A 26,182-nucleotide genomic window follows, 5' to 3' on the forward strand; every position below is an offset into this window, starting at 1 on the left:
AGTATAAGGTATATAATGAGAATCGTTCCTATTTATTGATAAAAGTGACAATCCTCCATGCATTTGGACCAGGTTGATTTGGAAGTTCTTTACAGAGTGAGCGCGGTTAACGCGCCTAAGGGTGCCCCTCAAATTAAGGGGCAGCTGGAAGATATTGGGTTTTTACCCGGTGAACAAGTAGCTGTTTTGCGCAAAGGTTTGCTTGGTAAAGGGCCATATATGGTTCGCGTAGGAGCCTCAACATTCGCATTGCGTCAAGCAGAAGCACGCATGATTACGGTCGACGCTATTCCGCATGTCTGAATCTAAAGTTCACTTTTTCTCGAATGAGCCACTCGTAGCTTTATTGGGTAATCCCAATTGTGGCAAAACTGCATTATTCAATTTGTTGACTGGCAGCCGTCAAAAAGTAGCCAACTATTCAGGCGTTACTGTAGAGCGTAAAGAGGGGCGTCTATCGCTCGAGTCTGGCAAAAATATTCGCATACTGGATTTACCTGGCGCCTATAGCTTGTATCCAAGATCCTTAGATGAGCGTGTGACCTGCAATGTGCTGCTTGGTCGAGCCGAAGGTGAAAAGCGTCCCGACCTAGTGATTTGCGTATTGAGCGCCATGAACCTGCGTCGCAACTTGCGCTTGGTACTTGCTGCAAAGCGCTTGGGGCTGCCTTGTATCGTGGTGCTCAATATGCTTGATATTGCTAAGCGTCAAGGCTTGCATATAGATACTGCTGCACTTTCAAGTGAATTGGGTTTGCCGGTGCTCACTAGCATTGGTATTCAGTCTGATGGCGCTGATGAAATCAAGCATTTCTTATCGAATCTGGACTGGCGTAATCTCAATGGATTACGCACGGGCACTAGTGATGCGACCCTGGAGAATGTCGCTTCTCATATTGCCCATACTGAATCTGACAATATTCAAGTCCAAAGAATTTTGCAAAATCTCAAGCTGGATCAAATCATTCCCGATCAATTGAGCGATCGCTTAGATGCCGTATTACTTCATCCAGTTTTTGGCCCCATCATTTTGGTGGCCTTACTCTTTTGTATTTTTCAGGCCGTATTTAGTTGGGCTACGGTACCCATGGACCTGATTAAATCCGCAGTAGACTTTCTGGGTGCTCAGATCATTGAAGTATTGCCCAATGGATGGCTGCGTAGTTTGTTAATCAATGGAATTTTGGCAGGTTTAGGTGGTGTGGTGATTTTCTTGCCGCAAATTCTAATTTTGTTCTTCTTTATTCTTTTGCTAGAAGAGTCGGGTTATCTTCCAAGGGCTGCCTATCTACTAGATAGGGTAATGGGCTCTGTTGGCTTATCAGGTAGATCCTTCATTCCACTCCTTTCCAGCTTTGCTTGTGCCATCCCCGGAATTATGGCCACCCGAAGCATCTCTAATGCGCGCGATCGCATGGTGACGATTCTGATTGCACCCATGATGACTTGTTCTGCACGTCTGCCGGTATATGCCTTATTGATCTCAGCATTCATTCCAGAGCAAAAGCTATGGGCGGGTATTGATTTGCAAGGCTTGGTTTTATTCTTACTTTATCTCGCTGGAATTTTGGGTGCGATGGCGGTTGCCTGGATTCTGAAGCGCTTTACGAGTGAGCAATTTAGGATGAACGCGCTCATGATGGAGTTGCCTAGCTATCACTTGCCTCGCTTAGGAAATTTAGCTATTAGCTTGTGGCAAAGAGCAGAAATCTTTTTGCGCCGTGTTGGCGGAATTATTTTGCTGATGACTATTGGTTTATGGGTGTTATCTAGCTTTCCGTTCCCGCCTGAGGGTGCAACAGGATCGCCGATTCAATATAGCTTTGCTGGAATGATGGGGCAGGCCTTAGCGCATGTGTTTTCACCAATTGGATTTAACTGGCAAATCAGCATTGCTCTAGTGCCAGGTATGGCAGCTCGTGAAGTTGTGGTGAGCTCATTGGCAACGGTTTATGCGCTATCCAGCTCGAGTGTCGACGCGGCAGATGCGCTGATTCCTTTGATCTCTAGCGGCTGGTCCTTAGCCACAGCTTTATCTCTACTAGCCTGGTTTGTATTTGCCCCTCAGTGCCTATCTACCATTGCTGCGGTAAAGCGCGAGACGGGCGGCTGGAAGATTCCGATCATCATGCTGAGCTACTTATTTGGCTTGGCCTATATCGCCTCCTTTATTACCTATCACTTAGCTATTTATCTGGGTCTGGGTTAAGCCTACTGACATTTATATTTGCTGCGGCACCGCATAAAAGGGTGCGGTAGTATTCCTTTTGTAGTTAAAAAATAGATAACAACACAAGGAGATATAGATGAGTTCACGTCGCCAATTTATGAAGACTGCTTCAGCTGCTGGAGCCGGTTTAGTAGCTGCTTCTACTATGGGTGTAATGAAGGAGGCTTCAGCTCATCCCACCTCAGTATGGGGAGGGGAGGTTTACACCGGTCCACGTGAGATGGTGAAAAACAGCAAAATTCTCTCGATCCAAAATGCGGATGGAACAGAAACCTTGGGTGTGGTTAACCCAAAAGGTGTTATCGATATTCGTGCTGTAGCTAAGAAAATGAAGATTGCAGCACCGACTACCTTGGATCAATTATTGCAAGAGGGTAATGCTGCTGGATTCAATAAGGTAGTAGCAAGCGCCGATAAATCTGGCGTGCCTTACTTAAAGGAATCCGACATCACTTTCGGGCGCCTATTTAAAAACCCTGGAAAGATTGTTTGCGTTGGCTTAAATTACCGTGCGCATGCGGATGAAGTTGGTATGGCTCATCCACGAGTACCGCCGCTATTCAATAAGTACAACAATAGTCTTACGGCTCACAACTGTTTATTGCAAATTCCACCGCCATCAGTTTCTTATAAGCTAGATTATGAAACTGAGCTGTTGATTGTTGTCGGCAAGCAGATGCGCAATGTTCCCGAATCGGCTGCTTTGGATTATGTGGCAGGTTATTGCACCTCAAATGATTTCTCATCACGTGATTTGCAGCTGGAATTGCCGAGTGGGCAATGGATGATTGGCAAGACCTTAGACCAATATGCACCAATTGGACCTTATTTTGTTACTTCTGACTTAGTGGGTGATCCTAATAAGCTTCAGGTAAAGACTTGGGTTAATGGCGAGTTACGTCAGAACTCAAATACTTCCGACTTCATTCATAACACTCAAAAAATGTTGTCTTACATCAGTACCTACTGGACATTAGAGCCGGGAGATATTGTTTTCACTGGTACACCGCAAGGCGTTATTGCTGGTATGCCAAAAGACAAGCAGGTATGGCTGAAGAAGGGCGATAAGATCGTAAGTTCAGTAGAAAAACTCGGAGATTTAAAGTTCACTTTGGCTTGATCACTACAAAGTTTGTTTATCTAAAAGAAAGCCACCCGAGGGTGGCTTTTCTTCTGCTCAAGTAGCTTGTTTAGAGGGCTACTAAATGCTTTTTTATTCAGCAATAAAAGTGTTCTCAAGCTTTCCAATACCACCCATCTCAACAACGACAACATCTCCGTTTACTAAGTACTTGGGAGGTTTAAAGCCAATGCCAACGCCGACTGGAGTTCCGGTGGCGATCAAGTCTCCTGGGTAGAGGGTGATGCCTGCAGAGACCGTAGCGATCATATTGGGGATGTCAAAAATCAGATCTTTAGTATTGGAGTTTTGGCGTAATTCACCATTGACCCAGCACTTGACTGGGATATTTTCAGCATCGACTTCATCTGCTGTAACGACCCAAGGACCCATAGGGCAGAAGGTATCAAAGCTTTTTCCTAAAAACCATTGCTTATGTCTTTGCTGCCAATCGCGCGCCGTCACATCATTGATGGCGGTATAACCCCAGACGTGTTTCATAGCATCTGCTTCGCTAATGCCTTTGCCGCCTTTGCCAATCACAATCGTGAGTTCCGCTTCGTAATCGATGCAGGTGGATACAGCAGTGGGGATAATGACGTTAGTATTGGGTCCGGTTACAGACTCAGGTGGCTTCGTGAAGAAGATTGCATGGCTTGGAATATCTTCTCCAGGTTTAGCGCTGCCATCAAATCCGCTGTTGGAAAATTCTTTAGCGTGCTCATGATAATTTTTACCGACGCAGAAAATATTGCGACGCGGTCTAGGTACAGGAGCGAGTAGACGGATGTCGCTAAACGCATGCGTGGAAATAGGTTTTGGGAGCTTGCCTGCGAGGTCAGATTTGAGAATGGCAACAATGCCATCTTCACTAACGTCAACGCCCAAATCGATCTCTTGAACTGTCGTGCCATCAGCAGACACAATTCCAACGCGAGTTTTGGTAGGTTCTTTGGCTAAAACAAATGCGGCATATCTCATGTTTACTGTCTCCGGCTGGGGTTTTGTCTACGTTAACCCCTGTTTATTGTGATGAATCTTGTAGTAGGATAAAGAGTATAAATAATAACTAATTTACGTATTTGAGACAAAAAATGAGACAAAAAATGAGGCAAAAATATTCATTTGCTACTACCTTAGTCTTTTTATGTGCTTGCTTGGCCTCTCAGGGGGCTATTGCTCAAGCACCAGAAGCCTGGCCTACAAAGCCCATCACTATGGTTGTGCCATTTCCGCCGGGTGGCGTTGCTGATACTGTTGGTAGGCCGGTGGCAGAGGCACTTTCTCGTAGCTTGGGTCAGCCAGTGATTGTGGAAAATAAAGCTGGGGCTGGCGGTGGCATTGGCATGGCAGCAGTAGCCAGAGCAAAGCCTGACGGCTACACGATTTTGATGGCCCTATCGTCTATTTCAATTATTCCAGAGGCAGATAAAGTAGTGGGAAGAGAGCAATCTTTTCAGCTTAACCAACTCAAGCCGATCGCTCGCTTTACAGCGGACCCAACAGTGTTAGTAGTGAGGGCGGATAGCCCATGGAAAGATTACAAATCTTTTGTGGCAGCAATGCGAGCCAATCCCGGTAAATACAATTTTGGATCGTCGGGTAATTACGGCACGATGCATGTACCAATGGAGATGCTCAAGTCTTCAGAGAAGTTCTACATGGTGCATATTCCGTATACAGGTGCAGGGCCAGCGATTGTGGGTTTATTGGGCGGCCAAGTGGATGCGATTGCTACTGGACCTTCTTCAATCGTTCAGCAAATTAAGGCGGGCAAAGTACGTGCATTGGCCCATTGGGGTGATGGCAGATTAGCTAGCATGCCTGAGGTGCCTAGCTTTAAAGAGATGGGAGTGAAAGTGGAGTTCTCGCAATGGGCCGGTTTATTTGTGCCCAGCGCAACCCCTGACTACATCACCAATAAGCTCCGTGAGGCCGCTAAACAAGCTGCGAATGATGAGCGGGTACGCACTGTGATCAATGGAGCGGGAAGTCCAATTCAGTATATGGATGCGCCTGAATTTAAGGCCTACTGGGACAAGGAATCCACTCAGATGGGCGAGGTTGTGAGAAAAATTGGCAAAGTTGAATAATGAAAAAACAATTCCTTGCCTCTTTTCTGATTCTGCTTTTTTCCCAAGCACATGCTGCAACTGTTCAGGAACAGATGGATCAAAATCCAGCTGTGAAAACGGCGATTGAAGAGCTTGTTCTTGCCAATCATATTTTGTATGACCAAAATGCAGTAGATGGTTATGGGCATATTAGTGTTCGTAGCCCAATCAATCCCAACACCTTCTTTTTGGCAAGAAGTGTTGCGCCATCTGTTGTCAAAGCTGAAGACATCATGGAATTTGATATGAATGGCAAGGCCTTAAATGGTGATACGCGAGTAGCTTATGGCGAACGCTTTATTCATAGTGGCATTCTGAAAAATCGTCCCGATATTAATTCAGTTATTCATGGCCATGCTGCACCTATCCTACCTTACGGCTTAACAGGCACAACACTCAAGCCCGTCTATCACATGAGTGCCTTTTTGGGTGAGGGTGCACCGGTTTTCGAAATCCGAAATTTTGCTAAGCCCAATCCCGATACGGATATGTTTGTTAGCAATGGAGATTTGGGTGATGCTTTATCTAAAACTATGGGTTTGCAATATTTTGTTTTGATGCGTGGCCACGGATATGCTGCAGGAGCAGACTCCATTAAGAAAGCGGTCTTTAGAACAGTGTATGCAATTCAGAATGCGAGTATTCAGTCTGAAGCAATGAAGATGGGGCAGGTGCAGTACCTGAGTCCTGGTGAGGCTATCGCTTCGCAGGAAACAATTGAGAAAACCATTGGACGCCCATGGCAGCTTTGGAGTGAGCGCGTCAAAAAACCCTAATCCTTGTTAAACTCACGCATCATGCAGATGCAAGCTTACCCCCTCAAGAAAGCACTCATTCAGGGGTTGCTATTAACCGCATTAATCCTCTCGCCATCAATCAGCATGGCGGTTCTGCAGGATGAAATTCAGGTCTACGATGACGAAATTAATGCCAAGGGTGAAGCTAGCCTAGAGGTGCATTTAAACAGTACTCCCCGAGGTATTCAAACCCCTTCCTATCCAGGAGAGGTAATGAACAACAACGGTGTGCGGGTGACCCCAGAGTTTGCTTATGGCTTAGGTCATGATTTAGAGGCAGGCTTATATATCTCTTATGTGAACTACGACAACAAATTTCAATATGCAGCAACGAAATTGCGTATGAAATGGTTGCCAATACGCGAAGATAAGGGCGACTCTTTTTTCGCAGGTGCCAATCTAGAGTTAGCTAACGTGCAACCGCAGTTTGATGAATCTAGATACAACAGTGAAATGCGTTTCATTGTCGGTAAGCATTTTGATGAGTGGCTTTTCTCATTTAATCCGATTGTGGATATGCCGCTTTCACAGCCCTACGTACATCAGTCACCTTATTTTTCCACGGCAACTCGCTTATCTAGAGAGGTAACACCTGAGTTAGCGCTTGGGGTAGAGTATTACTCCAACCTGAATCAACTTGGTCAGCCCATCAATTACCAAAATACCCAGCAATTGGGTTTCTTGATGATGTACTACGAAGGCAAACCACTTTCTTTTCAGGCTGGGGTAGGTAAGGGCTTCTCTAACAGTACGGATTCGTTAACGCTGAAAGCGATTTTTTCCATTCCATTAAATTAGCCTTAATCAGGCTTGATATTGGCGTCTTTAATAACCTTGCTCCACATGGTCATTTCCCGTGTAATGCGCTTGCTGGAATCTGCGGGCGAGAGATAGTTCACGTATACGCCTGCTGCCAACATACGATCTTGCACTTCAGGGCGCTGCAAAATAACCTTGATGTCTGCGCTGAGTTTATCGATGATGGGCTTAGGAGTTCCTGCTGGAGCCAAAATACCAAACATACTTACTACATCAAAGTTAGGCAAGCCCGTGGCTTCAGTGACGGTTGGTACATCCGGCAATTGACTAATGCGTTTAGCGGTTGTCACGGCTAAAGGCCTTAACTGACCGGCTTGAATAAATTGCAGAGCTGCTGGTACGGTTTCAGACATCGTAAGCACTTGACCGCCTACTAGATCAGTCATAGCGGGGCCGCTACCTTTATAGGGTACGTGTAATAAATCTAAACCCAGTTGATAGCGAAACATTTCCATCGCAAGACGTTGTGGTGCACCAGCTCCAGATGATGCGAACGTGAGTTTGCCTGGGTTCGCTTTTGCGTAGGCAATGAACTCTTTCATATTCTTGACGGGGACTGAAGGGTTCACTACAAAAACCAGAGGCACTACTCCTACCACGTCCACTGGTGTGAAATCTTTTTCAAGGTTGTATCGAATCTTATCTTTATCAAGATTCGCGTTGATAGAGTGTGAAGTAAGGGCACCCATTAAGAGCGTATAGCCATCAGCAGGAGATTTTGCAACCATATCCGCACCAATATTGCCGCTATCGCCTGCGCGATTATCAGGAACTACCTGCTGGTTGAGTGACTTGGAGAGTTCTTGCGCCATGATGCGTCCAATCACATCAGTTGCACCACCTGGTGGATATGGAATGACCAACTTAATAGGCTTGTCAGGATAATTTTTAATGGCAGAGCTATTAGTTTGCGCTAGCAGTGGAGCGGTGATCAGACTACTGCAAAGTAGTAGGCCAAAGCCTCGAATTAGATGTTGTCTCATTTTGTATTTTTAATGGTGGGTTGAGTTACGATTTTCTATTATCTACAGATTAAAAATTCATGCGCTGCGTCAATGAACTGTAAATTTCTCTTATTACAATGAAGAAATGAACCTAGAGCCTCACCAAATAGAGATTATTGGATATTGCGCTGCATTCTTGACTACCGTAGCCTTTTTGCCCCAGGCGATACAGTCTTGGCGCACCAGAGACCTATCAGGCATCTCCTTGGGGATGTATTCCTTATTTACGGTGGGAGTGGGTTTGTGGCTGGTTTACGGCCTCATTATTGAAAAGTGGCCCCTCATCTTAGCCAATGCACTCACTTTTGCCTTGGCGCTCAGCATCCTATTATTGAAATTGCGTCATACTTCTAAACATCAGAAATAAAGCACCCATTCATCAAAATTCCCAGAAAGGTTTTTATGTCTTCAGCATTTGTGATTGATCCACCATCAGTGATTTCATTGCCTGTGACTGGCGATACTCGTCGCTTTGCCGTGAATCGCATTTATTGCGTTGGTAGAAACTATGCAGATCATGCGCGTGAGATGGGTCATGATCCCGATCGTGAGCCACCATTCTTTTTTATGAAGCCCGCCAATTCGATCGTGACTGATGGTAAAGATATGGCGTATCCAAATTTGTCAAACGATGTTCATCATGAAATTGAAATGGTGGTCGCTATTGGTAAAGGCGGCGCAAATATTCTCGCAGAAAAAGCTTTAGAGCATGTCTATGGTTACGGAGTTGGTCTGGATATGACTCGGCGCGATCTTCAAGGTGATGCTAAGAAGATGGGGCGCCCTTGGGATACCGGCAAAGCATTTGATCAATCCGCCCCTTGCGGTGAGATCACGCCAGCTAGTCAGTGTGGTCATCCTGCTAAAGGCGCCGTTAAGCTCTTGGTGAATGGTGAAGTTCGTCAAGAGGGCGATCTCAATCAGTTGATTTGGAATGTTCCTGACACGATTGCTTATTTATCCACTCTATTTACTTTAGAGCCAGGCGACTTAATTTTCTCCGGTACGCCAGCAGGTGTTGGCCCAGTGAAAAAAGGGGATGTGCTCGAGGGTAGCGTTGCCGGTTTACCAAACTTAAAAACAAAAATTCTCTAAATCAAAAAGAAGATCTGATTGATGACAAGTTTTCTCAAGAAAGTTTTGCTGATTGGTGCAATGTTAGCTGCACCTATTTTTTTGGTTTCATGCGCCAGTACTGAGAAGACCTCGTCAACTCCGCCTGCCAGTCTTTATGCCGATGCGGCTCCTTTAGATTTACGGATCAGCAAATGGCCTTACCCGTACCCACTCAAAGAATTTAAAACTTCTTTACAAGGGCAGGCAGCAAGCATGATGTATATGGATGTTGCTGCCTTAGGTAAGCAAAAGGGTGTAGTGGTGTTATTTCATGGCAAGAATTTCTCCAGTGATTATTGGTCCTTCACTATTGCGGGCCTTTCAAAGGCCGGCTATCGTGTGATTGCTCCTGATCAGATTGGCTTTGGTAAGTCTTCTAAGCCAGATGTGGCATACCACTTTGATGATTTAGCTGCTAATACACAAGACTTACTGAAGTCCCTCAATATCAAGCAGGTTTCAGTCATAGCCAACTCAATGGGCGGTATGGTGGGCATTCGTTTTTCCCGACTCTATCCGCAGACTGTCCAAAAGCTTGTGCTGGAGAACCCTTTAGGACTTGAGGACTACAGCAAAGACATCCCTCCGCAGAGGAATGATGATTTGCTCAAGCTAGAGATGGCTCAAACGGAAGTGAGCTATCGCCGCTTTCTGCAAAGTTATTTCCCAAATTGGCAACCTGCTTATGAAAAGTTTGTAGAGGTCTATGTGCGCGTACAAAAAGGTCCAGACTATCCGGCCTATGCAAAGACTTCAGTGCTGACATACCAAATGATTGCTGAAAAACCAGTAGTCAATGATTTGCCTCAATTAAAGATGCCAGTGTTATTGGTGATTGGCCAAAATGACCGTACGGTATTTGGTCGACGCTTTGCGCCACCAGAGGCTGTAAAGTCATTAGGTAACTTTCCGGAGTTAGGTAAGAAAGCGCAAGCAGCTATTCCGAATGCAAAGCTAGTGCCAGTTGAAAATGTGGGGCACGTACCTCACGTTGAGGCGCCCGATCAGTTCCTGAAAATCGTGGTGGAGTTTTTAAACTCTAAAGGCTAGTCCAACAGTCTTACTTATTTCCCAATCCACTGAGGTGGACGACCTTCCAAGAAGGCGTTCACACCCTCTCTAAAGTCCTTGCTGTTATAGGTTTCTCGCATCAGATCTGTGCAGTCTGGAAGATTGTTTTGAAGTAAGTGTGCCAATGTCAGCTTGCTGGCTTTTTGCGTAATAGGAGCAAGGGTTGCTAATTTTTGAGCGAGCAAATTGGTAACGGATTCGATTTCTGCAGATTCTGCCGTTTGATAGAGGTAGCCTGAGGCTAATAATTCCGGCGCCTTAATGAGTTCCGCAGTCAGAAGCATCTTCTTCACTGTTGGAGCTCCTAGGTGAGCTGCAAGCCAAGACAAATTGCTTGGCGATAAACAATTTCCTAAGGTCTTGGCTACTGGTATACCGAAACGCGCATCCGGCGTCGAGATCCGAAAGTCGCAGAAAGTTGCCATCAATAAACCGCTACCTACAGCCAAACCTTCGATCATGGCAATAGTCGGCATGGGTAGTTGTTGCAGCGAGGAGAAAATATAATCAACTGCAACTTCATATGCCTCATCCTCTTTGAGGTCGATAAACTGCTGAATGTCACTTCCAGAGACAAATGCTTTATCTCCTGCCCCTCGAAAAATGACGACTCGAATTTCAGGATTGTTAGCCAGGGAGTCGCAAATCCTTTTGAGTTCTTCATACATTGGCCAAGTCAGCGCATTACGCGCAGCGGGGTTATTAAAGGTAACCCATTCCACATTCCCATCAATCTGTAGATCTAAGCAGGGCGGGGTGGAGCTAGTAGTCATGAGCCCATTTTAAACAAAAGACCTTTCCCCAAGCCCTGAATATGCAGAATTGACCACAAGCAAAGTGTCCTGCGCTAGAATTCATTTATGTATATGTTTCTACCTTTCCTGACAGCTTTTATCGGACTTGTCTTAGTCTGGTTTGAGAAGCGTCTTGCAGGTTTGACAGTTTTGGCAATTACCGTTGCCATTCTTCTGGTTTGGTTCCGTTTTCATGCAACTGACCATCTCAATATCAGTCTGTAATTGATTGTGAGTAAACATTCTCTACCTTCCCTAGCTGCACTTGGTAATCAGCTTGCATTGCTGGCTGTAGTTAGCATGCTCTCTTATGCTTTTGTAGATCAACTCTACTTTGGTGAGCTACCTTGCCCTTTGTGTTTGATGCAGCGCGTTGGATTTGTGATTATTGGTTTTGCTTTGGTGCTGAATATTCGTTCTGGCGCTCATTCATCCCACTACGGATGGGGCATCATTGGTGGCTTGGTTGGAATGATGGTTTCTCTTCGTCAGGTCTTTTTGCATATTCTGCCGGGTGATAAAGGATTTGGAAAAACATTTTTAGAGTTGCATTTTTATACTTGGGCTTATGTTGGGTATACCGGTTTGTTAATGGGCTTAGCAATTCTCTTAATGCTACCTAATCGTGAGGTCCGCTCACGCTCATGGTTTGCTAATGCACTTGTGATTTCTTTCATTCTCTTGGTTTTGGGCAATCTCGTATCTACACTCTTGGAGTGCGGTATCGGCCCCTGCGCTGATGACCCAGTGAAGTATGAGGGCTGGTTGTGGCTACGCTCTCGCTTTGGTTTCTAATATAGACCGCCTGATCTAGTTTTGCATTTTTGAGCATGCAATTTTCTAAAGTTCTGAAGAGCTTTCTCCTTGCTTCTGTGTTGTTGACCATGGGCTTTACTGTTCTTGCGCAAAGTACTTCCCAGAAAAATGCTACCTGGCCAAAACAACCCATTCGCATCATCGTAACCTTTACGCCAGGCGGTGCTCCAGATATATTAGCGCGCGTTTTAGCAGAAAGTTGGCAGCAAACTTTAGGCGTACCAGTGCTAGTTGAGAATCGCCCAGGCTATGGCGGCAATATTGGCGCTGATCTCGTTGCTAAGAGTGCTCCAGATGGCTATACCTTATTAATTGGTACGGTGGGTATTCATGCGATTAATGGCGCACTGTATGAAAAGATCTCATTTGATCCTGTGAAAGATTTCACACCTATTAGTTTTTTAGCAAGCACACCAAATGTATTGATAGTAAATAAGAAATTAGGCGTTAAAAATCTTCATGAGTTAATTGAATTAGCTAAAGCAAAACCAGATCAACTTACTTTTGGTTCATCAGGTGTTGGCACTTCTTTGCACATGTCAGGTGAATTATTTAAACAAATGGCCGGTGTTCAAATCCGTCATATTCCTTATAAGGGGCGGGCACAATCTTTGCCTGACTTACTCAGTGGTCGCATTTCTATGCTCTTTGATAATCTTTCTTCCTCCTTGGCTTTGATTAAGGCAGGGGAAGTTCAAGCCCTAGGCGTAACCACTTTAAAGCGCTCGCATGCTGCCCCTGAGATTCCGACATTTGCAGAGCAGGGGCTTCCAGGATTTGAGGCGGTTTCTTGGTTCTCTTTAATGGCACCCGCAAACTTGCCACTCCCAATTCAAAAGCGCTTAAATCAGTTGACGCACCGCACCCTAAATAGTCCTGAAGTTAAAGCTCGACTCTTGGCGGGAGGCTTAGAGCCTGCACCCGGAAGCCCCAAAGAACTCTCTAGACTGATTACGCAAGAGTCTGCAAAGTGGAGTAAGGTGGTATTGCAGTCAGGTGCAAAATTGGAGCAATAGATGGCCCTAATCGATCTGAATAAATAAGTTATTTTCTTGTCAGCCTGGCCGTATTTGAGGCGTTATTGATAGTAATACTAGAAAAAACTAAAATAGAAATAGAAAGCAGTAAAAGACCAAATATATGGGGGTCGATCATGAAACAAATCAATAAATTCAGCATCTTAGGTGTTGCCTCAGTTGTTTTAGTCACTTTATTGGCTACCACGCCAGTGATTGCTCAAGCAGGCAATGTGGGTTGGAATGTTTCTGTGGGTGGTGGCTATGGCGGTGGTTGGCGTCCAGCGGCCTACGGACCTTATGGCGGTGGCTGGGGTCCAGGATGGCGTGGTAACTGGGCATATGGCGGCGGTTATTACGGCCCCTATGCCGGGTACTATGCACCGCCGGTAGTATATGCACCTCCAGTTGTTTATATGTCTCCACCACAACCAATGGTCTTGGCGGCGCAACCTCAACCTTCAGTTTGGTATTACTGCCAAGCTAGTGGAAAGTATTATCCATACGTACAAGATTGCCCAACTGGCTGGCAAACTCAACCTGCAACTCCGCCAACGAGTAGCACTCAGCCTAGGCAGCCACAGCGCTAAATATTTTTAGAATTTCAGAATAGTTAAAGGTTTTAATATGAATAGATTTACTCGCGTTGTAGTAACAACTATATCCGTTCTTGCTTCATTAACTGCATGCGTATCCGCGCCAACTGGTCCAACCATTGCTGTAATGCCGCGTGAAGGAAAGCCTTTTGAGGTGTTTCAGCAAGAAGATCAAGTATGCCGACAATTTGCTGCAAATGCGGTTAAAGATACAAGCGATGCCGCTCTCAAGGAAGGTGTTACTAGCGCAGCTTTAGCAGCAGCTCTTGGTGCTGCTGCTGGTGCTGTCATTGGTGGGGGCAGTCATACAGGCGTTGGAACTGGTGCGGGCGTAGGGTTGTTAGGCGGGTCTGCAATTGGTGCTATGAATGCATCTGGAAAACAAAATCAAGCGCAAACTCAATACAATATTGCGTATCAACAGTGCATGTACTCCAAGGGTAATCAAGTTCCTAGTTACGCAACACCTGCTCCAGGTCCAGGCTATCGCTAAGCTCTAGAGATGCTACTTTTTAGGTCTCTACCGGCGGATGCGTCTTCTCATAGCGCTCCGCCGTTCTTCTAAATAGATAGAGTAAAAAGCACGCAGCTAAGCCTAGACTTAAGCTGTTACCAGCCCAAAAGCCATTAGCGCCTTGTAGAAATTCTGGCGTATTACCAAATACGTTAAAGCCCATGAGATAGCCACCACCAAGGCCTACGCCCCAGAGCGAGCCTGCATAAATAACCATCGGTAAAAAAGCAATGCGATAGGCTCGCAGAATAAACGCAGCAGTCACTTGTAGCGCATCAAATACTTGATAGAAGGCAATAAATAAGAAGAGCGGAATAGAGAATACCTTCACCTCTGCCGGTGGATCGTATAAATCCAATAGCTGTATTCTGAAAATCCAAACTGCGATACCAATAGTGATGCACAGCGTGGTGGTAAAAAAGACGGATGACCAACCTATCTCTTCGGCACGCTCGGGCTTGTTGGCACCAATAGATTGTGAAACTAAGGTCATGGTCGCAATGGAGAGGGATAGTGGCACCATGTAGATGACAGTTCCCATATTGGCTACGATTTGATGGCCTGCTAATGCCGTAGTTCCAAGGCGGGCAATAAATAGCGACATAAACGTGAAAGAAGTTACTTCAATTAAGTAGCTAAAGCCAATGGGTGCGCCAAGTTTTAATAATGTCCAGATACGATGCCAATCGGGCATGCTAAAGCGAGCAAAGATCTTAAATGGTTTATAAAAGCGATCAAGTAACACAAAGCCTAGAGTCATAAGTAGCCAAGACCAGTTAATGATGACAGTAGCTACAGCGCAGCCTGGCCCACCCATGCCCTCTATGCCTAAGCCTCCATAAATAAAGAGTAGGTTTAAGGGTAGCTTGAGTCCTAAGCCAATAATTTGTACAACGGTGATGACGGTGGGGCGTGAGACTGCATTGTGGAGGGCCATCAATACGCGCATAGCCATGCTGGCTGGTAAGCCAATTGCCAGAATACTCAGATATAACTTCGCTTTACCTTCAATAGCATCATTGACTCGGGAAATAGCTAACAAGTGATCTGCATTGAGCAAAATGAAACAGCCCAAAATCGTGAGACCTAAAGCAAGCCAAGCTGCTTGCCGCACTTCTTCACCGATTTCTCCAAAACGTTTAGCGCCAAAGAGTTGTCCTGCAATTGGTGCTAGCGCAGAGATCACTCCGGTGAGACCTACGTAAATGCTGATAAAGATGGCTGAAGCCATTGCCAGCGCCGCTAAATCATCGGCTGAATAACGCGCCGTCATCGCAGTATCGAGTACGCCAAATGCAATCACAGCAAGCTGCCCCACTAATAGAGGTCCAGCTAGTTTTAGTAAAGAGGGGATGTCCTCGCGAAGGCGCGATAGTTTAAAGTGCAGCACGAATTATTCCGGGATAACTTCGTAGAGACGTAGGCGTTCATCGCGGTCAGCAGCGCGACGATCTTCCCAGAGCAGTGTGAGCTTTTTGTTATTTAGCTCTGCATATGCCTTTGCTTCGGATTGGCTGTGGGTCAGCATCCATGGGCAATTGGGGTCATCTCGCAAATTGAGCTTGGAGAAATATTCAAAAGAGGCGAGCTGTGCAGAGCCTAAGTTACTAGTGTCAATGCAGCCGCCACCAGTGGGGATCACTTGTGCCAATCGTGCAGAAACCTGACGATAGGTTTTGGCGTAGTTAATCGTTGGCAGCCATAAAGACATCAGTAGTACCCACATCAAAGTGGTTCCCGATGCGGAGATGATGAGGCAGCGCCAAATTTCTTTCGGAGCCCGAGAAGTTCTCCAGCGAACTACTGCAAGCCATACACCCGTAGTAGTAAGAGCCACGATAAAGGCTAAGACATTAAATTGACCAGTAAATCCAGGTAGTAGGCGTGCAATATTGGCGGCCGTAGATTCTGGATAGCCAGTCACTTTTGCGAGCCAAATAATCCAAATAGCCAGAGCGATTAGCGTAAAGCTAAACATTGCAAACCAGTCAATAAAACTAATGACGCTACGCTTGAGAACGGGCAAACTAAATGCGGCAATGATGGAAAGGCTTGGAATCAAAATCATCAAGTCATGTTCATTTGCTTCTAGGCGGAACAAAACATACATGAAGCTGCCGATAAATAAACTCAAAGGAATGCAAAGATGGGGCGCACGCCATGCGCCTGATTCTTTAATGCGACCCCAGTGCGCAAGGGAGACGATTGCGAGCGGCCAGACAGGCCACGCGTAAGCCCAGAAGTTCACACTCAAGAAACCCAGTGATTCAATTGATGGAGTAGCGCGCATTTCCGGTACATTGCGCCAGCCTTCTTCAGCGATGTGACGCCATTGCACTGGCAGATCAGCTAGATACCAAATCAGAGGCCAAATTGCAAAACCGATTAAACCTAAAACAGTACTAGTCAGCGTCCAACGAAAACGCAACTTTGCATTGCTAGCAATGACCGCAATGATGGTGGAGGAGACAATGATTAAGCTCAGCGTGAGATTGCTTGATAGGGCGACGATGGCAATGCCAAGACCAGTCCATAAACCACCTTGCCAAGGTTTATCTAAGCCGCGCACTGTACCGTAAAGCACGATGCTGATACCCATGAGCTGCGAAATCATTGGCGTTGTTTCATGAGCGTGTTGCGCTAGACCTACGCACGCCAAGAAAATGAGCAGTGCACCATCAGCTAGGGTCATGCCGTAGCTCTTTAAATCAGGCTGACCACCAACAGCTAATGCCATCGGCTGCACTTCACGACGACGACCTAATAAATAGGTGGCATACCAAATTGCTAATGCAGCAGAGAAAAAGCAGATGGCTGCGTATAGGCGTGCAGCATTAGCGGCGCCAATGAATGGACCGAACCACTCAATAAGTGTGGCGCCCATCCAATAAGGCAACGGCGCGCCAAGAGAAATATCGCGTCCAGCTAAGTGGGGAACCATCCAGTCTAAGGAGTTACCGCGAAAGAGTGTCCACATGCCACCAAAACCTATGGCATCTTCATTCTTCCAGGGGTCCCGAAAGAAGAGGCCAGCGAAACCATAAACTAAGGTCAGCGCAAAAATAATAATGCGCGGAATAGATTTAGTGGCGGCGGCAGTAAGTTTGACCATGTGTGAAGTTCAAAATAAAAAAGGCAGCAAACGCTGCCTTAATTATCTCGCAGAGCAGGTATTTAACATACCCCGCGAATAGAAGTGGTTTAAGCCTTCTTCTTAGATGGCTTTTCAGCAGCTTTAGCCTCTGCAGCAGCAGCTTTTTTCTCAGCTGTTTTAGCAGCGCCATCACCGGTAGCTTTAGCAACAGCTTTGGTGCCGAATTTCTGACGGAATTTCTCAACACGACCAGCGGTATCCATAATTTTCTGGGTACCAGTGTAGAAAGGGTGTGATTCAGATGAAGTCTCGATCTTGGCCAATGGATATTCATTGCCATCTTCCCACTTGATTGTCTCTCTAGTAGACATAGTGGAGCGAGTCTTGAAGCTGAAGTTATTGGAAACGTCTACAAAGACGATTTCGCGATATTCGGGGTGAATGCCAGGTTTCATGTTGAGTCCTATGAGCGGGGAGCCGTTTGAGCCAAATTGGCTGAAATACTTTCCCAGGTTTTAAAAGCGGTAAAGGCGAAATTATGCCATGAAATCAACAACAAAGCGCTGTTTGGGTGTGCAAAAGGGGCTAAAACAGCCCCTTTTTACCTTTAAATAGCCCCTGAGGGCATCTAAGTTAGCCTCCGCGACGCATTAAGTCGAAGAATTCACCATTATTTTTGGTCGATTTGAGCTTATCTACGATGAAGTTCATCGCCTCGATATCGTCCATGTCGGCCAGCAATTTACGCAATACCCAAATCTTCTGGAGGTTCTCAGCTTTTACCAGGAGCTCCTCACGGCGGGTTCCAGACTTGTTGAGGTTAATCGATGGGTAAACACGTCTCTCAGCCAAACGACGCTCAAGGTGAACTTCCATATTGCCAGTTCCTTTGAACTCTTCGTAAATGAGGTCATCCATACGGCTGCCGGTTTCAATCAGGGCAGTTGCGATGATCGTCAATGAGCCGCCTTCTTCAATATTACGGGCGGCACCAAAGAAACGTTTTGGACGTTGCAATGCATTGGCATCCACACCACCAGAGAGTACTTTGCCTGACGAAGGAACAACAGTGTTGTATGCGCGTGCAAGACGAGTAATGGAATCTAACAAGATGATCACATCTTTGCCCATCTCAACCAAGCGCTTGGCTTTTTCAATCACCATCTCGGCAACTTGAACGTGACGCACTGCTGGCTCATCAAAGGTAGAGGCAACAACTTCACCGCGAACGGAGCGTTGCATCTCAGTTACCTCTTCAGGACGCTCGTCAACGAGTAATACGATCAAAATTGCTTCAGGATTATTGGCTGCAATCGCGTGAGCAATGTGCTGCATCATCACGGTCTTACCGGATTTTGGTGAGGCCACAATCAAGCCACGTTGGCCGTAACCAATCGGGGAGATCATATCGATGATGCGGCCAGTGAGGTTCTCTTCGGCCTTGATGTCACGCTCTAAGCTGATCACGCGATTTGGGTGCAATGGGGTTAAGTTCTCGAACATGATGCGGTTCTTGAGGGCTTCTGGAGCCAAACCATTGATCTTGTCTACTTTTACCAAAGCAAAGTAACGCTCACCATCTTTAGGTGTGCGTACTTCACCTTCAACGCTATCACCAGTGTGCAAGTTAAAACGACGAATCTGCGCAGGAGAGATATAGATATCGTCAGGAGAAGCCATATAAGAGGCTTCAGGGGAGCGCAAGAAGCCAAAGCCATCAGGCAGCACTTCCAAAGTGCCGTCACCGAAAACGGTTTCACCAGCCTTCGCACGCTTTTTTAGAATGGCAAACATTAATTCTTGTTTGCGCATGCGTTGTGTATTTTCAATCTCCAAGCTAGCTGCCATTTCAAGCAGAGCGGATACGTGGAGGACTTTGAGTTCAGTTAGTTGCATGTGGTTCTCGGGTGTTGATGAATTTGAATTTGGGAATTTTTTTGGGGTATCGCTGCGCTGATTTAGATCACGCAGATGTGGAAAAACAGAATTTTGGAATTTGCTAAAAGAAGGGGGAGGTAAATTGCTGAAAATCGGAGCACTGATAAGTGCGTTTGAGTAATACTACACCAAAAAATGGGTGTGACAAGCGTTTAAAGCGGTAAAAGCCACAGGCTCAGCTGGTGAACCTGTGGTCTGAGACTATTTACAGATGACTATCAATAAATGCAGTCAACTGGGATTTGGCCAAAGCGCCTACTTTTTGGGCAGCCACGGTGCCATTTTTGAAGAGAATCAAAGTAGGAATGCCGCGAATATTGAACTGGGCAGGAACGCCTTGGTTCTCATCCACGTTCATTTTTGCGATCTGTATCTTGTCGCCGTACTCGCCAGCGAGCTCTTCCAGGATCGGACCAATCATTTTGCAAGGACCGCACCATTCAGCCCAGAAGTCGAGCAGGACAGGTTTATCGGACTTGAGGACGTCTTGTTCGAAGGAGGCGTCAGTTACATATTTAATGCCGGCACTCATGAAAATTCCTTATTTAGACTTATTTAGCGAGTTATTTAATTATGTCGTTACAACGCTTATATTAGCAATAAGCGGAACGTTCTGCTCAAAATAGATAAATTACTCCATTCATGTCCCAGCCTTTCCCAGTTCTTTCTGACCAAAAGCAAGTACAACGGTGGGCGATTACGCCCAATAGCCAAGCGCTTGCTCAATTGGCAAAAGGGATTTGGGATTGTGCAGTGCAAACCAATCAGCGTCCGCTAGTGGTTCTGAGTACTGCGGGACCATTAATCGGGGTTAGAGCAGCCCTTGAATTAAACCGACCTAAAGATCTTCCTAGCAACATCGCATTCTTGCCTCAAGTCATCAGCTTTACAGATTGGCTGGAAGCTGCGCCAGGGGCATGGAAATTTCCAAAGAAGCAAAGTGATTTAGAGAGGTGGTTGGGGGTCTATGCCACTTTGCGCAAACACAAAGATTTGCAGTCATGGTTTAAAGCTGAAACGGAATCTGGTGCGTGGGGTCTAGCACAAGCAATCGTTAAAGCATGTGACACCTTATCAAATGCAGTGAGTCCACAACTACAAAAACAGATTCATGAATTCATTCAAGATAATCGGAGTCTACAAAGCAATCTCGGAGAGATATATCTGAGTCAAGCACAAGGTTTGCTCGATAGTACCGTTGCTAAAGTCTATGCGGGAATGGCGCGTAAGGTGGTTGATCAAGAGACCAAGGTCTTGCTCACATTTTGGCGTTACACCGCGAGCGTGAGTGATCCAGCATTTCGTAATCAGTTTGCAATGGCGGCTTATCTTGAAGCTGCTAAGAATGCAAATCCCGCAAGACCTCTGATTTGGGTGGAGACTGCTGATCCAACCCCCATCGATCAAGAGATCATCGGAACTCTGCTGGCCGAGTATGCCCAACATGCACCTGCGGTAGAGGCAAGGATGAGTTGGGGTGATGTGGGCTTATGGGCAGAGGCTATTGGTACTAGTGATGCGCAGGCAGGGGTGCTCAGAAATGTCAAACAAGCCCATAGCAGGGGTTGGCGCCTGGTTGCAGCTAAACGCTTTGAAGAGCTTGCGTGGGCTGCTGCCAAAACAATAGAGCAGCATCTGATTGATGGCAAAACTCAGTTGGCGCTTGTTGCGCAAGATCGCTTGGTGGCCAGAAGGGTGCGTGCACTGCTTTCGCGATTAGGTCCAGCACTCAACATTCGAGATGAAACTGGTTGGAAGTTATCTACAACGCGCGCCGCAGCTGCACTCAATAGTTGGCTAGAAATTATTAAGGCGCCAAAAGATGGGCCTAGCGCAAAAAACTTGCTTGAGTTTTTGCAGAATCCTTTTTTAGATCTTGGAAAGCTTTTGAATCGAGATGCAGAAGCTTGTATTGGACTGATTGCAGAGCTTGAAGACATCCTGGTTGGTAGCAGGGCAGAGTCTGGTTGGAAAACTTTTTATCTAGCCATCGAGGGTGCACAAGAAAATGCTGCAAAAACATCTAGCGCATTACCCAGCGCTGCATTATTTGAGTTACTACAGTTTGTCAGAGAGCGCCATCATGAGTGGTTAACACTCAAGGTGGATTGCAGCAAAGCGTATGCTCACCTGCAGGCGAATCTCCAGGCGACTGGCATGGTTCACAGCCTTGAGAAAGATTCAGCCGGTAAGCAATTGCTAGATGTCCTCAAGACATTTGATTTAAGTAAGACGCAGTATCAGGAGGCGCCTATTCGCCTGAGTGAATGGCTCAGTTTGCTTAAAACCGTCATTGAGGGCGCTAGTTATCAAGAGGCCGGCAAAGAGGCTAAAGCGACGCTGAGTATTTTGCCGCTGAGTTCTACGCGGATGCGTGACTTCGAGGCGGTAGTGGTAGTGGGTTGCGACGAACAACAGTTACCAGCGTATTCCGAGCCACCATTATTTTTTTCAGATGCACTAAATCAGCTATTGAAGACCTCGACGATTGCAATGCAGTTTGTACAGCAGGCTAGGGATCTCTCGCAGCTACTGGTGTCGTGCACCAATGTCGATTTACTTTGGCAAAGTAAAAGCAATAATGGGGAGCCGCTGAGACCTTCCGCTTGGATACAGCGTTTGCAAAATCAAATTGAGTGGGAGGCGAAAACAACTCAATTGAGCAGGCGCGCTTTTGAAGCTGCACCAATGAAGATGGCGGTTGCACATTTTGAAGAAGATCTACCTATGCCGCTATCGATGAGCCCCAGCGCCTATAAGGCTCTGCGGGATTGCCCATATCGCTATTACGTCCGCAGCCTGCTAGGTTTACGCAAGAATAAAGAGTTTGATGAGGGCTTTGACGCTTCGTTAGCAGGACAGACATTGCATAAACTGCTCAAGCGTTTCTACCAAGCACTCAAAACCCAAGAACATACTAATTCTGCGCTGAAAACCAATTCAGATCAAAGACGTGCTTGGATGGAACAAGTCTTAAGCGTGTATTCGGAGCAAGAGTTTGCCTCTTTGATTGAGGGTGACGCAAGAGTGATGGGCGCGTTGAGGGATTGGCAAAAACAAATCCCTAGTTTTGTAGATTGGCAGTTGCAACGTGAGTTAGCGGGTTGGCAATATTTCGATGGCGAAGTCAAAGTTGGCTTTGATTTGCCATTTAAGGATGTAGATGGCAATCCCAAGATCATTCGTATTGAGGGTTATGCCGATCGTTATGACGTCAATGTAGATAACAACAAGCTTGCCTCAGTGATTGACTACAAAAATCAACGTTTTGAGAGAGTTAAAGTAAGGGCTGAGCATATTCTGGATGACCCACAGCTATTGATCTATGCACGTGCCGCCAATGAGGGGCAAGAGAGCCATAAGCTAACTGGACATCGGGTGCAGCAAGCGGAGTGGGTAGCCTTGAAGGCGGATATCTCTAAGGGCGAGCAAAAAGCACTGCGTAGCCAAGAGGTAGTTGATATGCCAGAAATGATGCAACAGTTTTCTGAGCAAATTACAGAAGATATAGAGCAGCTTTGGGCTAAAAAGCCCATGCAAGCATTTGCTCCAGAGGGAGTTTGCCAATACTGCGAAGCAAGAGGCATTTGCAGGAAGGGGATTTGGTGAGTGATCAGATGAATGTGTTGCCAAAGAAGCAGCCCTATTCAGAGAGGCTTGCTTGTGATCCACAGCGCTCGGTCATTGTGTCGGCTTGCGCAGGAAGCGGCAAGACCTGGTTATTGGTGGCGCGGATGGTGCGACTATTGCTTGATGATGTGAAGCCACAAGAGATCCTCGCATTAACGTTTACACGCAAAGCAGCGCAAGAAATGCGTGACCGGCTATATGGATTGCTTGAACAATTTTCCAAAAGTGATGACGTCTCTTTGATGAAAGAGCTAACCGCTCGGGGCATGGAAAAAGAGCGGGCTGAAAAATGCCTGCCCAAGGCTAAAGCACTTTATGAGCAGGTACTGGCAAACCCACAACCGATTGTGATTGATACCTTTCATGGTTGGTTTGGCAGGCTGCTGGGCGCGGCTCCAGTATCTATGGGCATTCAGCCTGGGTTTAAGCTGCGTGAAGATGCTAAGCGGTTGCAAGAGGAGTGTCTTGATGATTGGTGGGGTGATCTCACTCCAGAATTGAAAGCGCATTACGATGTTTTACTGAAGTATTTGGGCTCACATGAGGCCCAAAAACTCTTAATGGGTAAAAGTAGTCTCTTTAAACAAAGAGGTGCATGGACTTTTTTTGCAAAGCAATGCACTCAAACGGACATCACTCCAATAGATCGCCTAAAGCAATCCCTAAATAAACTGAATCTAACCAATCCCTTACTAGCTCAGTGGAATGCACCTAATGCGCTAGCAGACTTACATTTTTTAGCGCGCTGTTTTGAAAATAGCAGCGTAAAAGATGGTGATCTTCTGAAATACTTGCTTCCTGCAATCGCCTGCAAAGAGAATGCTGGCGATGTAATGGAGGTTGCGGTTAATTTTCAAACCACCTTCTTAACCAAAGAACCAAAATATCGTAGCAATAACGACAAGGCTTTAGGTGAGGCGAAAAAATATCTTGAGAGGATAGGTGAGGCTCATCGTATTGATGATCACATTGCCATTAAGCAGAATTGGGGTCATGCTTTTGAGGAATATCTGCTATGGCAAGCAGAGCAGGATATCTTTGTAATCAATGAAGCCTGGTTTGCTCTCAATCAATCCATGATGGCGCATGCCAGCGCTCAAAAAGAAAATATGCGTGTGCGTGATTTCGATGACCTAGAGCTTGGCGTCAGTTTGCTCATGGGCGATGCCGCTAATGCCGCCTACCTCCAGTCACGCTTAGATGCTAGATACAAGCAAATCTTGGTTGATGAGTTCCAAGATACTAATCCGTTGCAATGGCAAATTCTGCGAGCCTGGTTAGCGGGCTATAGCGAGGGTGATGAGAGGCCAAAAGTCTTTATTGTGGGGGATCCCAAACAGTCGATTTATCGCTTCCGTCGCGCTGATCCAAGATTATTTGTAAGTGCAGCCCAGTTTTTGCATCAATACCATGCTGCCGCTTATATTGAGCAGGACAAAACGCGCCGTAATGCAGGTGAAATCAATAAAGCGGTAAATGCAATCTTTCGGGGTGAGCAAGTTCCCCCTGATTACCCATACTCAGAACAGCAAACGCTTTGGGCTGCTCCTGATGAGGGCAAACCCACCGACGTTTATGCCCAACAAGGCGAGATTTATTTACTACCGCTGATTCCTTATGTGGAGCAGACTCAAGAGTTACGAGAAGGCAGCGCTTTTGATCGTGCCATTGCGGATTCAAGTGAAACTATTGGAGTGATTCAGCGCCAGCATGAGGGTGAGTTAGTGGCGCGCCTCATTCAAGAAGTAGTTGCAACCCGAAAAGTTGCTGACAAAGAGGGCGGCAAGGAAATTTGGCGAGACGCCAGAGCAAGCGATTTTTTGTTACTCGTCAAGCGGCGTAAATACCTGCCTCAATACGAAAGGGCTTTGCGTGATTTGAAGCTTGCTTATGAGAGTCCTCGTCTAGGTGGCTTGCTCAATACTCTTGAGGTAGATGACCTGATTGCCTTGCTTACTGTACTGGTGACTCCTCGTCACGACCTACCATTGGCGCAGGTTCTCAGAACCCCAATTTTTGGTTTTACAGAAAAACAAATGCAGCAATTGGCGGTGGCGATGACGTCTGGCCATTACCGCTCCTGGTGGGATGCATTACAAGACAGTAGGGATGCCAAGCTACAAGTAGCTGCGCGTTATTTAAAGCATTGGCATCTTTTAGGTGAGCGCTTGCCGGTTCATGACCTGCTTGATCGTATTTACCAAGAGGGTGATGTGCGCCTGAAATACGCTGCAGTATGTCAGGACCTGGATCGACCCCAGGTCTTGGCAAATTTAGATGCATTCTTAGAGGTGGCGCTCAATCAAGACGGAGGTCAGTATCCAAGCTTGAGTCGCTTTATTCAGGAAATTAACATTAAGCGCCGCGGGGATGACGATGAAACTCCCGATGAAGGTGATGTAGATGCGGCAAGTGATGAGAACTTGGCTGATGTAGATGAAGAGAGTGAGATGTCAGAAGAGGATCGCCATAAGCGTGTGCGCTTGATGACTATTCATGGTGCCAAGGGCTTGGAATCACCCTTTGTCATTATTCTCGATGCAAATAATACCGATACCAATGTGGATTACAGTGGAGTATTGATAGACTGGTCTCCGCAAGAAGAGGGGCCATCGCATCTATCGCTGTTTACATCCAAAACATTGACAAGCCCACGTAGCGAAATCAATGAAGCAGAGAAGCAAATTGGTGAAAAAGAAAACTGGAACTTGCTCTATGTTGCAATGACCCGTGCGCGACAAGGTTTATGGATTAGTGGTGATGCTCAAAAACCAACTGCCAACAATCCTAGTGGCTTAGATAAAGCCTCTTGGTATGGGAAGGCGAGCAATGCAGGGTTGACTGTATATCAGGTCAATCATCAGGCTGCAGTCACAGAAGAGACTGAGGCTATAAAATCTAGTAAAGAAAACGCGGTCGAGGATTTTGTCTTGGACTGGAATCCCGCGCAAGAAAGTCATATACAAATGCTGTCTGATATTGAAAGCGGCGTCACAGTTGAAGTATTTGCAGGCGAGGGCGAACGGGTAGAAGATCCCGACCCAGAAATTTTGGAAGAAGGTACGAACTTCCATAAATTGCTCGAGTTCCTCACCCCAGATTCCAGCAATGAAACAAGGCCACCCATGCCAAGCGAGCAAGAGCTGATGAATTGGCTGGGGGTAGATGAGGAGCATGCAAAAACGCTGATCGCTCGGACAAAAACAGTACTAGAGGCTCCCGAACTTAAGCGCTATTTTGCCTCAGGCGAATGGCTGCAAGCTTGGAATGAGCTCGATATCGCTAGTGAAGAGGGTAAGAGCTATCGCATGGATCGTTTGGTAGAGCTTGATGATCATTTGGCCATCATCGATTACAAACTCACTATCCCAGAGGTGGGTAGCGAGAAATATGAAAAGTACCGCAAGCAATTGCAGGGCTACCAAGCTGAACTCGCACGCATCAGAAAAGATAAGCCAAACAAGGCTTATTTGATTTCATCAAAAGGTGAGATGGTAGAAGTGAAGTAGGGTG

At 46.2% G+C, this 26,182-nt stretch carries 24 protein-coding genes; 16 read left to right on the forward strand and 8 right to left on the reverse strand.

What is annotated here, in order from left to right:
- Positions 1-57: 57 nt before the first annotated feature.
- The 3 genes from C2755_RS03545 to C2755_RS03555 all read left to right on the forward strand — a co-directional run bounded on the left by C2755_RS03545 (position 58) and on the right by C2755_RS03555 (position 3,350).
- Entirely contained in the window at positions 58-303 is a 246-nt protein-coding gene (locus C2755_RS03545) for a FeoA family protein (RefSeq protein WP_215321799.1), read from the forward strand.
- The gene (locus C2755_RS03550; RefSeq protein WP_215321800.1) at positions 296-2,209 is read left to right on the forward strand and encodes a ferrous iron transporter B; all 1,914 of its coding nucleotides are present in this window, start codon (positions 296-298) and stop codon (positions 2,207-2,209) included. Before C2755_RS03545 ends, C2755_RS03550 begins: the two co-directional genes overlap by 8 nt.
- Before the next feature lie 97 nt (positions 2,210-2,306).
- The gene (locus C2755_RS03555; protein ID WP_215321801.1) at positions 2,307-3,350 is read left to right on the forward strand and encodes a fumarylacetoacetate hydrolase family protein; all 1,044 of its coding nucleotides are present in this window, start codon (positions 2,307-2,309) and stop codon (positions 3,348-3,350) included.
- Between the two features lie 93 nt (positions 3,351-3,443).
- Here C2755_RS03555 and C2755_RS03560 read toward each other — a convergent pair whose 3' ends face one another.
- Positions 3,444-4,331 (reverse strand): fumarylacetoacetate hydrolase family protein, encoded by an 888-nt coding sequence (locus C2755_RS03560; RefSeq protein ID WP_215321802.1) that lies wholly within the window; start codon positions 4,329-4,331, stop codon positions 3,444-3,446.
- Between the two features lie 113 nt (positions 4,332-4,444).
- On the opposite strand from C2755_RS03560, the gene C2755_RS03565 reads away from it, so the two are divergent.
- From C2755_RS03565 to C2755_RS03575, 3 genes are read left to right on the forward strand one after another with little or no spacing between them, the layout of a single operon-like run.
- Positions 4,445-5,443, forward strand: coding sequence for a tripartite tricarboxylate transporter substrate binding protein (locus C2755_RS03565; RefSeq protein WP_251368532.1), 999 nt, complete (start codon positions 4,445-4,447; stop codon positions 5,441-5,443).
- Complete coding sequence (locus C2755_RS03570) at positions 5,443-6,240, forward strand: class II aldolase/adducin family protein (RefSeq protein WP_215321803.1); 798 nt, start codon at positions 5,443-5,445, stop codon at positions 6,238-6,240. The genes C2755_RS03565 and C2755_RS03570 overlap by 1 nt, the downstream gene beginning before the upstream one ends.
- 21 nt (positions 6,241-6,261) lie before the next feature.
- Positions 6,262-7,059: a transporter gene (locus tag C2755_RS03575; protein ID WP_215321804.1), complete on the forward strand. Its 798-nt coding sequence runs from the start codon at positions 6,262-6,264 to the stop codon at positions 7,057-7,059.
- Positions 7,060-7,061: 2 nt separating this feature from the next.
- Here the strand turns inward: C2755_RS03575 and C2755_RS03580 are convergent, their stop codons facing one another.
- Positions 7,062-8,063: a tripartite tricarboxylate transporter substrate binding protein gene (locus C2755_RS03580; RefSeq protein WP_215321805.1), complete on the reverse strand. Its 1,002-nt coding sequence runs from the start codon at positions 8,061-8,063 to the stop codon at positions 7,062-7,064.
- Between the two features lie 106 nt (positions 8,064-8,169).
- Between C2755_RS03580 and C2755_RS03585 the strand changes: the two genes are divergently transcribed.
- The 3 genes from C2755_RS03585 to C2755_RS03595 are packed head-to-tail and all read left to right on the forward strand — an operon-like array spanning position 8,170 to position 10,250.
- Positions 8,170-8,451 carry a SemiSWEET transporter gene (locus C2755_RS03585; RefSeq protein WP_215321806.1) on the forward strand — a complete coding sequence of 94 codons (282 nt, stop codon included), beginning with the start codon at positions 8,170-8,172 and terminating at the stop codon, positions 8,449-8,451.
- A 35-nt stretch (positions 8,452-8,486) separates the two neighbouring features.
- Entirely contained in the window at positions 8,487-9,179 is a 693-nt protein-coding gene (locus C2755_RS03590; protein WP_215321807.1) for a fumarylacetoacetate hydrolase family protein, read from the forward strand.
- A 21-nt stretch (positions 9,180-9,200) separates the two neighbouring features.
- Positions 9,201-10,250, forward strand: coding sequence for an alpha/beta fold hydrolase (locus tag C2755_RS03595; RefSeq protein WP_215321808.1), 1,050 nt, complete (start codon positions 9,201-9,203; stop codon positions 10,248-10,250).
- A 14-nt stretch (positions 10,251-10,264) separates the two neighbouring features.
- On the opposite strand, the gene C2755_RS03600 is transcribed toward C2755_RS03595, so the two are convergent.
- Positions 10,265-11,044, reverse strand: a complete 780-nt coding sequence (locus C2755_RS03600; RefSeq protein WP_215321809.1) for an enoyl-CoA hydratase/isomerase family protein — start codon at positions 11,042-11,044, stop codon at positions 10,265-10,267.
- Positions 11,045-11,131: 87 nt separating this feature from the next.
- Here C2755_RS03600 and C2755_RS03605 point away from each other — a divergent pair, with 87 nt between their 5' ends.
- The 5 genes from C2755_RS03605 to C2755_RS03625 all read left to right on the forward strand — a co-directional run bounded on the left by C2755_RS03605 (position 11,132) and on the right by C2755_RS03625 (position 13,986).
- Positions 11,132-11,290, forward strand: a complete 159-nt coding sequence (locus C2755_RS03605) for a DUF5993 family protein (protein WP_158009030.1) — start codon at positions 11,132-11,134, stop codon at positions 11,288-11,290.
- 6 nt (positions 11,291-11,296) lie between these two features.
- Positions 11,297-11,860, forward strand: coding sequence for a disulfide bond formation protein B (locus tag C2755_RS03610; protein ID WP_215321810.1), 564 nt, complete (start codon positions 11,297-11,299; stop codon positions 11,858-11,860).
- A gap of 35 nt (positions 11,861-11,895) precedes the next feature.
- Positions 11,896-12,897 carry a tripartite tricarboxylate transporter substrate binding protein gene (locus tag C2755_RS03615; RefSeq protein ID WP_251368533.1) on the forward strand — a complete coding sequence of 334 codons (1,002 nt, stop codon included), beginning with the start codon at positions 11,896-11,898 and terminating at the stop codon, positions 12,895-12,897.
- Positions 12,898-13,034: 137 nt separating this feature from the next.
- The gene (locus tag C2755_RS03620) at positions 13,035-13,487 is read left to right on the forward strand and encodes a hypothetical protein (protein WP_215321811.1); all 453 of its coding nucleotides are present in this window, start codon (positions 13,035-13,037) and stop codon (positions 13,485-13,487) included.
- Between the two features lie 37 nt (positions 13,488-13,524).
- Positions 13,525-13,986 (forward strand): glycine zipper family protein, encoded by a 462-nt coding sequence (locus tag C2755_RS03625; RefSeq protein WP_215321812.1) that lies wholly within the window; start codon positions 13,525-13,527, stop codon positions 13,984-13,986.
- A gap of 19 nt (positions 13,987-14,005) precedes the next feature.
- Here the strand turns inward: C2755_RS03625 and C2755_RS03630 are convergent, their stop codons facing one another.
- From C2755_RS03630 to trxA, 5 genes are all read right to left on the reverse strand, one after another.
- The gene (locus C2755_RS03630) at positions 14,006-15,397 is read right to left on the reverse strand and encodes an MATE family efflux transporter (RefSeq protein WP_215321813.1); all 1,392 of its coding nucleotides are present in this window, start codon (positions 15,395-15,397) and stop codon (positions 14,006-14,008) included.
- A gap of 3 nt (positions 15,398-15,400) precedes the next feature.
- Positions 15,401-17,119, reverse strand: coding sequence for a glycosyltransferase family 39 protein (locus tag C2755_RS03635; protein WP_215321814.1), 1,719 nt, complete (start codon positions 17,117-17,119; stop codon positions 15,401-15,403).
- An 89-nt stretch (positions 17,120-17,208) separates the two neighbouring features.
- Complete coding sequence (locus tag C2755_RS03640; RefSeq protein ID WP_215321815.1) at positions 17,209-17,556, reverse strand: type B 50S ribosomal protein L31; 348 nt, start codon at positions 17,554-17,556, stop codon at positions 17,209-17,211.
- 178 nt (positions 17,557-17,734) lie between these two features.
- Complete coding sequence (gene rho, locus C2755_RS03645) at positions 17,735-18,997, reverse strand: transcription termination factor Rho (protein ID WP_011903147.1); 1,263 nt, start codon at positions 18,995-18,997, stop codon at positions 17,735-17,737.
- A 247-nt stretch (positions 18,998-19,244) separates the two neighbouring features.
- Positions 19,245-19,571 carry a thioredoxin TrxA gene (gene trxA / locus C2755_RS03650; protein WP_062309025.1) on the reverse strand — a complete coding sequence of 109 codons (327 nt, stop codon included), beginning with the start codon at positions 19,569-19,571 and terminating at the stop codon, positions 19,245-19,247.
- Positions 19,572-19,681: 110 nt separating this feature from the next.
- Here trxA and C2755_RS03655 point away from each other — a divergent pair, with 110 nt between their 5' ends.
- Positions 19,682-22,648 carry a PD-(D/E)XK nuclease family protein gene (locus tag C2755_RS03655; protein WP_215321816.1) on the forward strand — a complete coding sequence of 989 codons (2,967 nt, stop codon included), beginning with the start codon at positions 19,682-19,684 and terminating at the stop codon, positions 22,646-22,648.
- On the forward strand, positions 22,645-26,178 hold the full coding sequence (locus tag C2755_RS03660; protein ID WP_251368534.1) for an exodeoxyribonuclease V subunit beta: 3,534 nt from the start codon (positions 22,645-22,647) through the stop codon (positions 26,176-26,178). The genes C2755_RS03655 and C2755_RS03660 overlap by 4 nt, the downstream gene beginning before the upstream one ends.
- Positions 26,179-26,182: the final 4 nt, after the last annotated feature.

Source organism: Polynucleobacter sp. MWH-S4W17, assembly GCF_018687535.1.
GTDB lineage: Bacteria > Pseudomonadota > Gammaproteobacteria > Burkholderiales > Burkholderiaceae > Polynucleobacter.

Coding starts and splice junctions, on each gene's coding strand:
- C2755_RS03590 (WP_215321807.1), top strand. CDS start 8,487: ATGTCTTCAGCATTTGTGATTGATCCACCATCAGTGATTTCATTGCCT.
- C2755_RS03560 (WP_215321802.1), bottom strand. CDS start 4,331: ATGAGATATGCCGCATTTGTTTTAGCCAAAGAACCTACCAAAACTCGC.
- C2755_RS03565 (WP_251368532.1), top strand. CDS start 4,445: ATGAGACAAAAAATGAGGCAAAAATATTCATTTGCTACTACCTTAGTC.
- C2755_RS03600 (WP_215321809.1), bottom strand. CDS start 11,044: ATGACTACTAGCTCCACCCCGCCCTGCTTAGATCTACAGATTGATGGG.
- C2755_RS03615 (WP_251368533.1), top strand. CDS start 11,896: ATGCAATTTTCTAAAGTTCTGAAGAGCTTTCTCCTTGCTTCTGTGTTG.
- C2755_RS03545 (WP_215321799.1), top strand. CDS start 58: ATGCATTTGGACCAGGTTGATTTGGAAGTTCTTTACAGAGTGAGCGCG.
- C2755_RS03585 (WP_215321806.1), top strand. CDS start 8,170: ATGAACCTAGAGCCTCACCAAATAGAGATTATTGGATATTGCGCTGCA.
- C2755_RS03605 (WP_158009030.1), top strand. CDS start 11,132: ATGTATATGTTTCTACCTTTCCTGACAGCTTTTATCGGACTTGTCTTA.
- C2755_RS03655 (WP_215321816.1), top strand. CDS start 19,682: ATGTCCCAGCCTTTCCCAGTTCTTTCTGACCAAAAGCAAGTACAACGG.
- C2755_RS03640 (WP_215321815.1), bottom strand. CDS start 17,556: ATGAAACCTGGCATTCACCCCGAATATCGCGAAATCGTCTTTGTAGAC.
- C2755_RS03635 (WP_215321814.1), bottom strand. CDS start 17,119: ATGGTCAAACTTACTGCCGCCGCCACTAAATCTATTCCGCGCATTATT.
- C2755_RS03570 (WP_215321803.1), top strand. CDS start 5,443: ATGAAAAAACAATTCCTTGCCTCTTTTCTGATTCTGCTTTTTTCCCAA.
- C2755_RS03625 (WP_215321812.1), top strand. CDS start 13,525: ATGAATAGATTTACTCGCGTTGTAGTAACAACTATATCCGTTCTTGCT.
- C2755_RS03580 (WP_215321805.1), bottom strand. CDS start 8,063: ATGAGACAACATCTAATTCGAGGCTTTGGCCTACTACTTTGCAGTAGT.
- C2755_RS03575 (WP_215321804.1), top strand. CDS start 6,262: ATGCAGATGCAAGCTTACCCCCTCAAGAAAGCACTCATTCAGGGGTTG.
- C2755_RS03550 (WP_215321800.1), top strand. CDS start 296: ATGTCTGAATCTAAAGTTCACTTTTTCTCGAATGAGCCACTCGTAGCT.
- C2755_RS03555 (WP_215321801.1), top strand. CDS start 2,307: ATGAGTTCACGTCGCCAATTTATGAAGACTGCTTCAGCTGCTGGAGCC.
- trxA (WP_062309025.1), bottom strand. CDS start 19,571: ATGAGTGCCGGCATTAAATATGTAACTGACGCCTCCTTCGAACAAGAC.
- C2755_RS03620 (WP_215321811.1), top strand. CDS start 13,035: ATGAAACAAATCAATAAATTCAGCATCTTAGGTGTTGCCTCAGTTGTT.
- C2755_RS03595 (WP_215321808.1), top strand. CDS start 9,201: ATGACAAGTTTTCTCAAGAAAGTTTTGCTGATTGGTGCAATGTTAGCT.
- rho (WP_011903147.1), bottom strand. CDS start 18,997: ATGCAACTAACTGAACTCAAAGTCCTCCACGTATCCGCTCTGCTTGAA.